Source organism: Paenibacillus sp. Y916 (assembly GCF_056786435.1).
Genome location: NZ_JBXCJA010000004.1, coordinates 171,432 through 184,986 on the forward strand (window position 1 = coordinate 171,432; position 13,555 = coordinate 184,986).

General features: G+C 40.8%; 12 protein-coding genes. All 12 read right to left on the reverse strand.

All coding sequences use genetic code 11. The features are described from left to right. Window position 1: 1 nt before the first annotated feature. The 12 genes from AC1TO9_RS11500 to AC1TO9_RS11555 all read right to left on the reverse strand — a co-directional run bounded on the left by AC1TO9_RS11500 (window position 2) and on the right by AC1TO9_RS11555 (window position 13,545). Complete coding sequence (locus tag AC1TO9_RS11500; protein WP_482059225.1) at window positions 2-691, reverse strand: response regulator transcription factor; 690 nt, start codon at window positions 689-691, stop codon at window positions 2-4. Between the two features lie 111 nt (window positions 692-802). Further along, window positions 803-2,368 carry a S1C family serine protease gene (locus AC1TO9_RS11505; protein ID WP_482059226.1) on the reverse strand — a complete coding sequence of 522 codons (1,566 nt, stop codon included), beginning with the start codon at window positions 2,366-2,368 and terminating at the stop codon, window positions 803-805. 150 nt (window positions 2,369-2,518) lie between these two features. Further along, entirely contained in the window at window positions 2,519-3,169 is a 651-nt protein-coding gene (locus AC1TO9_RS11510) for a response regulator (protein WP_482055499.1), read from the reverse strand. Between the two features lie 2 nt (window positions 3,170-3,171). After that, on the reverse strand, window positions 3,172-4,230 hold the full coding sequence (locus tag AC1TO9_RS11515) for a sensor histidine kinase (RefSeq protein ID WP_482059227.1): 1,059 nt from the start codon (window positions 4,228-4,230) through the stop codon (window positions 3,172-3,174). A gap of 4 nt (window positions 4,231-4,234) precedes the next feature. After that, entirely contained in the window at window positions 4,235-5,239 is a 1,005-nt protein-coding gene (gene liaF, locus AC1TO9_RS11520) for a cell wall-active antibiotics response protein LiaF (protein ID WP_482059228.1), read from the reverse strand. Window positions 5,240-5,412: 173 nt separating this feature from the next. Beyond that, window positions 5,413-5,604 (reverse strand): hypothetical protein, encoded by a 192-nt coding sequence (locus AC1TO9_RS11525; RefSeq protein ID WP_482055496.1) that lies wholly within the window; start codon window positions 5,602-5,604, stop codon window positions 5,413-5,415. 147 nt (window positions 5,605-5,751) lie between these two features. Beyond that, entirely contained in the window at window positions 5,752-6,465 is a 714-nt protein-coding gene (locus AC1TO9_RS11530; protein ID WP_482055495.1) for a 3D domain-containing protein, read from the reverse strand. A gap of 96 nt (window positions 6,466-6,561) precedes the next feature. Then, the gene (thrS, locus tag AC1TO9_RS11535; protein ID WP_482055494.1) at window positions 6,562-8,502 is read right to left on the reverse strand and encodes a threonine--tRNA ligase; all 1,941 of its coding nucleotides are present in this window, start codon (window positions 8,500-8,502) and stop codon (window positions 6,562-6,564) included. A gap of 386 nt (window positions 8,503-8,888) precedes the next feature. Continuing rightward, on the reverse strand, window positions 8,889-9,794 hold the full coding sequence (gene ytxC / locus AC1TO9_RS11540) for a sporulation protein YtxC (RefSeq protein WP_482055493.1): 906 nt from the start codon (window positions 9,792-9,794) through the stop codon (window positions 8,889-8,891). Window positions 9,795-9,941: 147 nt separating this feature from the next. Further along, window positions 9,942-11,075: a cyclic dehypoxanthinyl futalosine synthase gene (gene mqnC / locus AC1TO9_RS11545; RefSeq protein ID WP_482055492.1), complete on the reverse strand. Its 1,134-nt coding sequence runs from the start codon at window positions 11,073-11,075 to the stop codon at window positions 9,942-9,944. A 103-nt stretch (window positions 11,076-11,178) separates the two neighbouring features. Then, window positions 11,179-12,363, reverse strand: coding sequence for a trans-sulfuration enzyme family protein (locus tag AC1TO9_RS11550; protein WP_482055491.1), 1,185 nt, complete (start codon window positions 12,361-12,363; stop codon window positions 11,179-11,181). A gap of 3 nt (window positions 12,364-12,366) precedes the next feature. Beyond that, complete coding sequence (locus AC1TO9_RS11555; RefSeq protein ID WP_482055490.1) at window positions 12,367-13,545, reverse strand: PLP-dependent transferase; 1,179 nt, start codon at window positions 13,543-13,545, stop codon at window positions 12,367-12,369. Window positions 13,546-13,555 lie beyond the last annotated feature (10 nt).

Here is a 13,555-nt window from a genome sequence, read left to right on the forward strand (position 1 = left end):
GTTATGTGTCTCCTCTTAGAATGTATCCAGCTCCTCGAATGGTTTGAATAACTCGCTTGCCTCCGTGCTCCTCTACTTTTTGACGGAGCATGGCAATATACACTTCCAATACATTGGACTCGCCACTGTAGTCATATCCCCATATCTTATCCATAATCAAATCACGAGATAGCACTCGCTTTGGATTCTGCATGAATAAATTCAGCAACTCAAATTCCTTAGCTGTTAATTCCAACCGAATACCTGCTCGAAGCACTTCCCTAGCATCCATATCCAATATGATATCTTCATAGCTGAGTATTGGCTCTCCTGATTCATTGGCTCCTGGTTTACGACGAAGTAATGCACGTACACGAGCAAGGAGTTCTTCTAGTGCAAATGGCTTAACTAAATAATCGTCTGCACCCAGATCTAATCCCTTCACTCGATGTTCAATCTCATCTTTAGCAGTCAACATCAGAATAGGAACCTTACTCCCTCCTTCTCGAAGTCGTCGACACACTTCAAACCCATCCACTTTTGGCATCATGACATCCAATACAACAAGGTCAGGTTCACTGCTTAATAGAATATTCAATCCCTCTGCACCATTCATTGCTGTTAATATATCATACCCTTCAAAGGCTAATCCTCTACGCAACATAGATATAATCTTCTCATCATCATCAATCAGTAAAATAGTCGAACGCATAGATTACAACCCCTTTATTATTAACGAATCGTGATTCATTCATATTACTATTAAACCATATTTAAATAGCGGAAGGAGTATTTCCCTTCCGCTATTCATTGATCCACCTTATTACCGTGTTGTCGAGACATCAAATCCGTTCTTATCCCCAATCGATACTGGCAGATCCATACTCTTTCCATCTCTTACAATGTTAAGCGTTATTTCAGTGTTTATTCCCTGTTTCTGAATGAATTCGATCAACTCTTCCCTTGCAGCATAGTTGGTCCCATTGATTCCAGTAATGATATCATATGGACGAAGATCGGCTACATAAGCTGGAGATTTAAAAATAACATCTGCAACTAGCGATCCTTCTTCCACCGTCGTTTCCATTTGTTTGGCCACTTCTTCAGTCATCGTAATTAAAGATGCACCAATAAATGGAACTGGAGTTTTCGGAATTTCTTGATTATTCTCAAGCTTATCTAAGACTCCTTTAATAACCGTTGTCGGTATTGCGAACCCAATTCCTTGTGCATCTGCACTAACTGCAACATTCATTCCGATAACCTCACCGCTCAGATTCAGAAGCGGACCACCAGAGTTACCGGGATTTATAGAAGCATCTGTTTGTAGTAAATGCTCATATTTGCGCGTACCACTACCATCTTCTTCAGCGATTTCAATCGTACGTTCCTTGGCACTAAGTACACCGGACGTAACGGTATGGTCAAAGCCTTGAGGATTACCGATAGCTACGAGACTCTCGCCAATGACAGCACGATCTGAATCTCCCATTGGAACAATCGGGAAGTTATTATCTCCTTCAATCTTCAAAACTGCCAAATCGAGATCTTTACTTGATCCAAGCAACTTAGCTTCATAAGGCTTGGTAATCCCTTCTATTGTCACCTGGATAACATCTGCACCACCGATAACATGTTGATTCGTCAATATATATCCTTCTGCGTTATAGATAAATCCTGAACCAATACCATAAGCAATCAACTTGTCTGAATCTGATTCGGATTGTGAGGATGAATCGCCATTATTGTTTTTGCTATTCCCCCCGAATTGATCACCAAAGAAATAGGAGAAAGGATCATTAGAATATGGATTAGTCTGATTACTATTTCCAGACTTCACGAATGTTGCAATCTTCACCACCGCAGGACTTGCCTGTTTAAATACCGTTGAGACATTTCCGGAATTCGTTAAAGGCAGCGATGTTGCTACTGCTGTACTTGTCTCAACTGGAGCAAGCGCCGCTATTGGCGTGTCCGGTGTGAATAAGTTCATTCGATCCGCTGTGAACATTAATGACGTAATCACAACCATACCTGCTAAGAAGGATACCAATATCGTTTTAACTGAGCTTTTTGGCTTTTGATTATACTGCCAGTTACCATTCCCACCAAAGCCATTATTGCCTCCATCTTGGGAATGCCGGAATGAATTAAATGAATTCTCTACAGGTAAGTTACGTAGTGGTTGAGGTTGAGTAATCTCCACTTCCTCACGTTCCTTATAATTATTGGAATCTGCATTATTCTTTAACACGCTATCTTTACCTATGGATTGAAATGGTCCGTAGGAATAATAATAAGAACCTGAATCTGAAGACTCATTACCTTTTGCCATTTCTTGATCCAATTCGTCGTCCAACTGTCCAAATTTATTATCGCGTTCGTCCATGTTTTGTTACCTCCTATACCCTAATCTTACTGTTGTAAGTGGGATATTATTTAACTGTTCTTATCATGTACTATGAACCTTAACGTCACATTAAAAACAATTTAAAGAGAGATAAAACATATTCAAACGACTTATGTATTTATTTCACAACTAAACCAATCCTTTTCGATGAGCATAAATGGCAAGTTGCGTACGATCGTCCAATTCGCATTTCATTAACAAGTTACTAACATGCGTTTTCACCGTCTTAATACTAATATGTAGTTCTTCACCAATATCCTTATTACTTTTCCCTTCAGCTATTAGGAGAAGCACTTCTTTCTCACGCTCTGTAAGATTAGAGGAATCTGCTTCAACCATGCGGTTACGAATTCCTCGAGTTAGAGCTTGAGAAACATCCCCTGTCATGACGGGCATACCCCGAAATGCACCTTGTAACGCATAGATCAATTCATCTGCTGATACAGTCTTTAACACATAACTAACAGCACCTGCTTCGATAGCATCAACCACTAGATTATCCTCAAGGAAACTAGTTAATATAACAATCTTCATCTCAGGATATTCTTTCATGACCACTTTGGTTGTCTCGGCACCATTCATAATAGGCATCATAAGATCCATCAATATTAAATCGGGCGGACTTTCTAATAATTCATTTCTCAACATTCCGAGAACTTCTTGACCATCCTTCGCTTCACCAATCACTTCGAATTTGGGTTCTAGCATTAAATATGTTTTCAGACCCATTCTTACCATATCATGATCATCTACAAGCAGTATCTTAATTTTATCTTCCATACTTACAGTTCCCCCTCAAAAATAGCGTCATCCTGTTCATGTTCCAATGGCGTAAATTTAGGTATATGTACCCGAATCGTTGTCCCTGCACCTTCTTTACTAATAATCTCTACTTGCCCCCCCAGCTTCTCCGCCCTCTCTCGCATCGTCATAAGCCCATAAGAACCTTGCTTCTGCACGCCTCCATTAAAGCCACGACCATCATCACTAAGACTGAGCACGACCTGATGTGTTCCCTCACGTAAAGACATGCTCACTAACCCCGCCTGTGCATGCTTCACAATATTAGCCATTGCCTCTTGAATAATAAGGAATAGTTGATGCTCAATAGCTTCCGACATATTCCCTTGCATTTCAAGCTCCTTCATCCCCTTTAGCCCATTCTGGCGACAATAATCTGGGAACCATTTCTCCAGTGCCTCTGCAAGACTCTTCCCTTCAAGTTCCACGGGACGCAGTTGAGCGATGAGTGCGCGCATTTGCTTCTGTGCCATATGTGACATTTCAATGAGTTGTTCCAGTACAAGCTTGCCCTGCTCTTCGTTGTGGATCATTACTTTGGGCAGAGCTGAGGCAGACATATGTATGGCGAACAGCTGTTGACTCACTGTGTCATGGAGATCTCTAGCCATCCTGCGACGCTCTTCAATAACAGCATTCTCTGCTGCTTTCTCCTTCTCCATCACTTCTTGAGCGCCTAACCGTTGCAATAACTTCATCTTTTTCTCCACAGCATCCATCATCGTATTGAATTCGTGATATACGCGTGCAAAGGATTGATCATCCGCAAGTGGCATCCGCACAGATAAGTTGCCCTTAGCCACCTGCAGCATATTAAGATCCAGAACGTCAATTCCCCGCTGAATACGCTGTCCTGCCATATAACCTATGACGACAGTAAACACAATGATTCCAAGTGAATAATATACCCACATCACACTATCTTTGATCTCAATGTATCCCATATAACTCCCAGCATAGATAACTCCAGCCATTACAACTCCACTTAGCAAGAAATACAACAACAACAACCATTTAGTACTCTTAATTATTTTCAGCATTGGCTTAAGCTACCGTATTCACTTTAATATCTCCAATAAAAGCACTAACAGTAATAATTATTTTTTTATTAGCTTCCTTGAAATATGGGGTTGAGGATGAAATATTGCTAATAAATCCACTCTTATCTTCGGATAATATCGACATATCTCCTATGAAAGAACTGGCATTAATTTTGAAACCTAAATCCATATCATCGGGAACATAGATCTTGATATCTCCAATGAACGCTGAAATATTAATCTTAGTCTTACCATAAGGAATTTGAGCTTTCGTCAGATCAAGTACTGTGTCACCAATAAACTGAGAGATATTCGTAGGCTTCAACTCGAAATACTCCCGTCCCATATGCGTATCGCCAATGAAAGTGGACTTGTTAATCTTCTCACCGTCACCATAATTTTCTTTCGAATAATGTCTTTTTCGTCTATCATCATAGGAATTACCCTTTTTATTGTTATCGAAATCTTCTGCTTCATCCGAATCTACATGTTTCTTACTTCCAAAAGACATACCGAATTTCTCTTCAAATTGTTTATCTAATGTTGATTGGGACTCTCCATTCGGCAAATCCGATATATTAGATAAGTTAGGTAGCTCAGATGGTTCCTGTGGTTGCACGTTCGGTTCGATCGTAGACTTCATCTTCTTCCCCGAAATAGAATGACGGCGTTGCGGTTTAAATATAACGGCAAGACCCGCCACAATTAGAAAACCAGGAACTAGGAACTTAAAAAAATCACCTGGAGTCAAGATAATCCAGTCCAACGCCCGCGCTTGAAAATAACATCCAATAGCAAGGAGAACGAAGCCTCCTACAAAAGAACTCCCTTCATTACGTAACGTCAACAGATTTTTTATACCTGCATATATTAAGATTAGCGGCCAATACGTAGAAATAATAGATCCAATACTGATATCCACTATATTCATTTGCTGAAGGAGAAATATTACCCCTATTCCGATAAGTACTAATCCGCCGATACTTCGATCAACCCATCCCTTTTTCATGTTCAAATCCCCTTTTCCTCATATATTATTATAAGTGTACAACAGACTCTTTATTTCGGATACATGCGCTAGAATGATATTCTCTCAGTCTAGAGGATGAGATGGATAAACCAAAAATGCCCATACCGCTGTAGTAGCGGCATGGGCACTCTTTACACAAACATGTAGAATCATTATTCTTTAGATTCAAACTCCGCATTAAACTTTTCATTCGGAGTTTTATAGTTTTCTTGAACTTTATTCTTCTTCTCAATTTGACCATTTTCCTCGGCAAATTCAGCGTTAAACTTTTCATTCGGAGTTTTATAATTTTCTTGCACTTTCTTTTGTTTTGATTTAAAATTTTGGTTTTGGCCCTTTTCCACGGATATCCACCTCCTCATTATTTCTGCCTGTCGACAACTTGAATTGGGGTCACATCTTATCCCATTCATTAGTATGTCATCCACTCAGAAATTTATGCAGAGGATTTAACACCAACATGAACTCGTACACGCTGGCTTGGAAATCCGTCAAATAGCTTCTTCTAGCACAGAGGCTGGTAGGGATTTATAAGTCTCAATCGCTGTACCAAGTCTCTGCAACATTTGCTCAGTACACTTGCCATTTCCACGTTTAATTACTTGTACGCTAACGTCTTTCTTCCCCCACTCTTTATATACCTGCTTCGTTGTCGCAAAATATAAATCAATCTTATGTCCTTTGATAGCTGATCCTGTGTCAGCAACAATACCGTAGCCATAACCAGGGATATAAAGAATACTTCCTAGTGGGAACACTTTGGGATCGGCTGCAATCGTGGATACTTTATTTTTATTCCGTTGCACCTTCACACCTGAATAGGTAATTCCATATTGTGGGTGATTCGGTCTTTTACCTGTTGATTCATATCCAGCCGTGTAACCGGTCGCCACTACCTTAACCGTTCGAATAACTTGCTCTTGGCTAGGCGCAGATACTGGAAGTGACTTATCCTCTGTTGTATTCCCTGGTTTTATCTTAACATTCTGCACGTTATTGGTTTGTGTGCGAACATTGTTCAAGTTAACATTATTCTTCATTTGTTGACTATAATACATCTGTTGCTGGTAACATTTATTTGTAGATATTCCTAACTCACCGCATTCTGTGAAACTCATCGAAGCATATAACTTATTTCCCCCATCAATCATACTTAGCAAAAATACACATAACAAAATCCTCTGCCATGTTGTTACCTGATTCATATGGAAATCTCCCCCTTACTATCGAGGGTTCCCACATAAACAGATAAGTATACATACGATGACAGAGGTTTATAAATAAATAATTGTTATTTAGTGTTAGGAGATTCGGTGATTATCGATTTCATCTTTCAGCATGGAAATAACCTCATCAAGGGATTTAGCTCCTATATCGCCTTCTCCACGTTTACGAACTGAAACCGTGCCAGTTGTCATTTCATTCTCACCTACTACGAACATATACGGAATCTTCTCCAGTTGGCTTTCACGAATTTTGTATCCAAGTTTTTCATTACGTAGGTCACCTTCAACCGAAATACCGTTAAGTTTCAACTTGTCTACAACCTCATTCGCATAACCTTCAAAGGCACCAGATACCGGAATAACCTTCACTTGAACAGGCGACAACCAAAGCGGTAACGCACCCGCAAAGTTCTCTAATAAGAATGCTGTCATTCGTTCCATCGTTCCAAGAATACCACGGTGAATAACGACTGGACGATGCTTCTGTCCATCATCCCCTACATATTCTAATTCGAAGCGTTCTGGTAACAGAACATCAATTTGTGTCGTAGATAATGTCTCTTCCTTACCCAGTGCTGTCTTAACCTGCACATCCAATTTCGGACCGTAGAACGCAGCCTCACCTATTGCTTCAAAGAATGGAAGCCCCATCTCTTCAACGACTTCACGGAGAATACGTTGTGTGTTTTCCCACATTGCATCATCTGGCCAATACTTCTCTGTATCCTGAGGATCTCTATAAGACAATCTGAAGCGATATTCCTTGATTCCAAAATCCTCGTAAACCTTTTGAATCAGTGTCACAACTCTTTTGAATTCATCTTTAATCTGATCCGGACGGCAGAAGATATGAGCGTCATTCAACGTCATGGAGCGTACACGATGCAGACCTGTTAGTGCACCTGACATCTCATAACGATGTTGCGTACCTAACTCCGCAATTCGGATCGGTAGATCACGATAGCTGTGCATATCACTCTTATATACCATCATATGATGCGGACAGTTCATTGGACGAAGTACTAATTCTTCGTTATCAAGTTCCATTTTAGGGAACATATCCTCTTGATAATGCTCCCAATGTCCCGATGTTTTGTAAAGTTCGACATTACCGAGCACTGGAGTGTATACATGTTGATACCCTAGACTTTCTTCCATATCAACAATATAACGTTCCAGCGTCCGGCGTAATTTCGCACCTTTTGGTAACCACATTGGAAGACCTTGACCCACCAATGAAGAAAATGTGAAGATTTTTAATTCTTTTCCTAATTTACGGTGATCACGTTTCTTCGCTTCCTCTAAGAAATGTAAGTACTCATCCAATTGCGCCTTTTTAGGAAAGACCGTTCCATAAATTCGTTGAAGCATCTTATTCTTGCTATCCCCACGCCAATATGCACCAGCAACATTCATTAATTTGAATACTTTAATCTTTCCTGTTGATGGAAGATGTGGTCCACGGCAAAGATCGAAAAACTCACCTTGATCGTACATCGAAATGATGCTATCTTCAGGTAAATTATTAATTAATTCGATCTTGTACGGGTCAGCAAGTTCACCAAAAATCTGTAAAGCTTCTTCACGGCTGACTTCTCTACGAGTAATTGGTAAGTTCGCACCGATGATACGTTCCATTTCTTTCTCTATTTTCTGCAGATCTTCCGGATTAAGGGAATGCTCTAAATCCATATCATAGTAGAACCCATCCTCAATGACCGGGCCTATTCCAAGCTGTACCTCTTTATTACCGAACAAACGCTTCACAGCTTGCGCCATCACATGCGCTGTACTATGACGCATAACTTCAACGCCTTCTGGCGAATCCAACGTCACTATTTCGATAAGCGCTCCTTCTTCTAACACAGTGGATAAATCCACCACAACGCCATTCAATTTGCCGGCTACTGCGTTCTTCTTCAGACCGCTACTTATTGACGCAGCTACGTCTTCAATGTTACTGCCTTCTGCGTATTCCCGAACTGAACCGTCCGGTAACTTGATGCTTACTGTCATTTCAATTCCTCCTATTTTCTTTGTATATTTCCGAGAAGGCACACAAAAAAACACCCGTCCCGGTAAAGGGACGAGTGTTATCACCCGTGGTTCCACCCTAATTTAACAGTTGAATATACATTCTTACGAAAATTGAATGTAAAATCATGTCCTTCATCAGCATTATATAACGGTAATGAACCGGCGCTTCTTACTGTTCTTCAATCAACTGATGAAGAAGTTCATAATCGCAGCTACAAAGGGGTAAACCAACGTCGGTTACTGAAGGGAATTACAGCCTATGTTCCCTCTCTCTGAACAGCCCGTATTACGATGGCTCATGTCTTTCTCAACGCTATTAGTGAATTTAACAGTAATTATAGTTCTAGCTGACACTACTCGTCAAGTTAAATCTTCTCTTTCTCCCTAAAGAATGCATGACATTTGGGACAATTGTGACATATCTCAACTCTTTTCTCAAAAATCTGCTGTATCGTCTTCACGGCCGGCATTTGCACATCACGCGTATGGATAATTAATTTAGCCGGTGAAACGGAAATAAGCGTACTGACTACAACATCTTCCATTTCCATATCCTGCTGATTAATTCTTTCTACGTAAACAGCATCATCACCTCTACAATCCAATGAATTCATTTTATCGTCAAACAGCAACAGTTCCCGTCCGCCCTTATGAACGACATGAGCCAATGGTATTCGTGGCTCTTGGAAGTACACGAAATATTTAAGGAGACCGACAAACTCCTCATACTGTTGATCGACCAAGAACTCATCTATCGTATACTCAACAACTTCCCTCAGCTCTTTACCATATTCCTGCAGCCGAAAGGAAATAAATCCATCTATATTTAATTCATTGCTTTCAAGGAGGCATTTCTGCAAACTTTTTGCCAGCATCAGATAACGCCGATTCCAAGATGGATTCGGTGAATCGTTTCCTTTCTCTAACAAAGTTATACAATGTTCAATAATCGGCTCAGATTCCTCTTTCTCAGAGAAATTAAATTCATTCCGAATCAAAGATCTGATTATATGTTGTTCCTTTATTTCTAGAATGAGTTCCGCAGTAGCCTTGGCTGCGAGCTGATAAATAAAGAGCAAGCTCTCACCTTTAAATGATCTCTGCTCATTTCCCATGCAATGCCAATATGAAGTTCCATCATTTGAAACACAAGTCAAATGTAATGATTTGTATTTTTTATGTAGCTCTTCATTCACTCTCGATACAATTCGTTGGAATGCCACTTCTTCTTCTGATGTCACTGTCGTAGCTGATATACTGAATATCATCATGGAGATCACTCCTTTCGTTATCCTTGTTAAGTATATGGTCCCTGAACAAAGGATATACGGAAGGGGTTAGTGGAAAACAAGCTAACATTTCTCAAGTACAGAAAAACCCCATTTTCTCTTGGAAAATGGGGTGGTATTTAACAAATATTAATTTTGCATAACGAAATCGCGATCAACGGTTGTTCCTTCTTCAAATACTTTCAATATATCATATCTCGTATTACGTTGCGCTGGTGTTTTACCTGCTTCACGGATGAGTCCAATAATAGATTCAATATTAACTTTATACACTGCACCTGCCGAAGAAACGACATTCTCTTCCATCATCGTACTACCGAAATCATTACATCCATAACTCAAAGATAATTTACCTATCTCCGGTCCCATAGTCACCCAGGAAGACTGCAAATTCGGTACATTATCGAGTAGTATCCGCCCCATTGCTACAGTCTTAAGATAAGCCTCAGGCGTCTCACGTTCACGCACAAAATTTGTATTATCCGGTTGGAAAGTAAATGGAATGAATGCCAAGAATCCTTTGGAGTTATACTTATTCTGTATGCATTCATCTTGAGCATCCCGAATACGCATCATGTGCAGAGCTCTTTCTTCCATCGTTTCACCAAATCCAATAACCATCGTGGCACTCGTATTCATTCCTTGCTTATGCGCAGCCTGCATCACATCCATCCAATCTCGCCAAGTCCCTTTTAGTCGGCTAATCTTCTTACGAATACGATCGTCAAGAATTTCAGCACCACCGCCAGGTAGAGAGTCAAGCCCTGCTTCATGAAGCTCACGAACGACTTCTTCTAATGTTAATCCAGAAACCTCCTGCATCTTACGAATTTCAGCAGGGGAGAATGAATGCATCGTAATATTAGGGAAACGATGTTTAATCCCTCTGAGCAAGTCGGTATAATAGCTAAATGGAAGATCTGGGTTCGTACCACCTTGCATCAGAATCTCGGTCCCTCGAACATCTTCAGTCTCTTGGATCTTCTGGAATATTGCCTCATCTGGCAACACATAACCCTCACTAGAACCTGGCGGTCTATAGAAAGCACAGAACCGACAATAGGTATCGCAAAAGTTAGTATAGTTGATGTTACGTCCTATAACAAAGGTTGTGATCGGATCAGGATGTATACGTTTCATGAGAATATCTGCGGTATGTCCTAATTTCTCAATCTCATCACTTTCAAATAATCTTACGCCTTCTTCGAGATTAAGTCGCTCACCTCGAACTGCTTTATCTAAGATACGGTCCACCGTACTCATAAAGGAAACCTCCCTTAATTTCAACTCTATTATCTTTACATTTCTTTATATTAACATATTACTGTCTTCAAAAAACAGCATCGTCAAAACGATGCTGTTTTGATTAATTTTCTTGGAGTGCTTGGTCAAGATCTGCGATCAAATCATCAATATGCTCAAGTCCAACAGAGAAACGGAGTAGCCCATCCGTAATGCCCCGTTCAGCGCGAACCTCAACTGGCATAGCAGCATGTGACATCATTGCCGGATAAGAAAGTATACTCTCAACAGCACCGAGACTTACAGCAACTAGCGGTAACTGAATTTTGTTGAGTACTTTCTTCGCCCGTTCTCCTGAACCAACATCAAAGGATACCAACGCTCCATATCCTGTGGACTGTTTCTCATGAATTTCACGCCCCGGATGGCCCGGTAAGCCTGGATAGAACACATTGGTAATATCTGTTCTTTCACTTAACCAGGTCGCCAATATACCTGCACTAATCTCACTTTGCTTCATCCGTGCTTCTAGCGTCTTCATTCCCCGGATAACAAGCCAAGAATCCTGTGGACCTAGCACGGTACCGAGACCATTCTGAAGCTGCTTTAACTGACGTCCAATAGCATCCGTTCTAGCAACAGCAAGTCCGGCTAGCACATCACTGTGCCCACTTAGAAACTTAGTAGCACTATGGAGTACAATATCCACTCCCATTTCTATGGGACGTTGATAATAAGGAGTCATAAAGGTATTATCCAGGATCGTTAATAGATCATGCTCTTTCGCCCAATTCGTGACAGCTGCTACATCCGTAATCTTCAATGTCGGATTGGACGGTGTCTCCATATATACAGCTTTCGTATTTGGCTTAAGTGCGTTCTTCACCTGCTCGATATCAGTCATATCTACAAATGTACTCTCAATCCCATGTCTATTCAGAATACTTGTTAAGAGACGGTAGGTTCCACCGTATACATCCTCAGTTACAATCATGTGATCGCCAGATGACAGCATCATAAATGTACTTGAAATGGCTGCCATCCCTGATGAATAAGCAAATCCACGTACCCCACCCTCCATTAGAGCGATATAATCTTCTAGAGCTTGGCGTGTGGGGTTGCCGGAGCGACTATAATCATACTCTGGCGGGTTATAGATATCCTCATGATGGAAAGTAGATGCCTGATAGATTGGAACACTTGATGCCCCTGTCGTACGATCTATTTCAGATCCAAAATGAAGCAATCGCGTTGCGAAATTCAAGTTTTTCAGTGAACGTTCTTTACCCGACTCATGTTGATCACTCATACCTTATTCTCCCCCTTCAATTTCTTGACGCGCAGCCTCTAGAGCCCCACCAAGATCAGCAATCAAATCTTCCACATGCTCTATGCCCACAGAGAATCGCAGCAAACGATCATCCACACCAATAGCTTCGCGAATTTCAAGTGGAATATCAGCATGTGTTTGTACTGCAGGATAAGTCATCAGTGACTCGACTCCACCCAAGCTTTCCGCAAAAGCAATTAATCTAATATGTCTAAGAATCGGTTCCACATAACGGGCATCCTTTACTTTAAATGAGAAAATACCTGTATTCCCACTACACTGTTCTTCTTGAATAGCTCGTCCAGGATGATCCTTTAGATACGGATGAAATACTTCTGCTATAGCAGAATGAGTAGTTAAGTACTCCGCTATGGCAATCGCATTACTCTCATGACGTTCCATACGAAGTGCTAACGTCTTCATCCCACGCATTAATTGGTAGGAATCTGATGGTCCAAGAACCGCACCCATCGAATTGTGAAGGAAGAACATCTCTTCCGATAGTTCCTTCCCTTTCGTAATAATCAATCCTGCCAATACATCATTATGCCCGCCCAAATACTTCGTTGCACTATGGACAACGATGTCTGCTCCCAATTCCAATGGACGTTGGAATAACGGTGTCATCAAAGTATTGTCAACAACGGTTAGTAATTGATGTTGACGTGCCCATGAACAGACCGCACGAATATCTGTAATCATCATGAGTGGATTTGTTGGAGTTTCAATAAAGACTGCTTTCGTATTCGGACGTCTATGACTCTCCAATGCGTCCAAATCATTCGTATCTACATAGGAGGCACTAATGCCATATTTAGAAAGCACTCGTTCCAATAGTCGGTACGTTCCACCATATAAATCTAAAGAGACAATGAGATGATCACCTTGACCAAACAAAGCAAATACGGTCTGTAGTGCTGCCATGCCTGAACTACAAGCAAAACCAGCATCACCTGATTCCAACTCTGCGGAAGCGTCCTCCAGCACCTTACGTGTGGGATTCTTAGTACGTGAATAATCAAATCCAGTACTCTTCCCTAATTGAGGATGACGAAAAGCTGTCGCTTGATAAATAGGAAAATTAACCGCTCCAGTAACTGGTTCTTCAATCGAACCAATCTGTGCTAGCCTACTCTCGATCCTTAACCCATTCTTCTCCATATCGAATTTC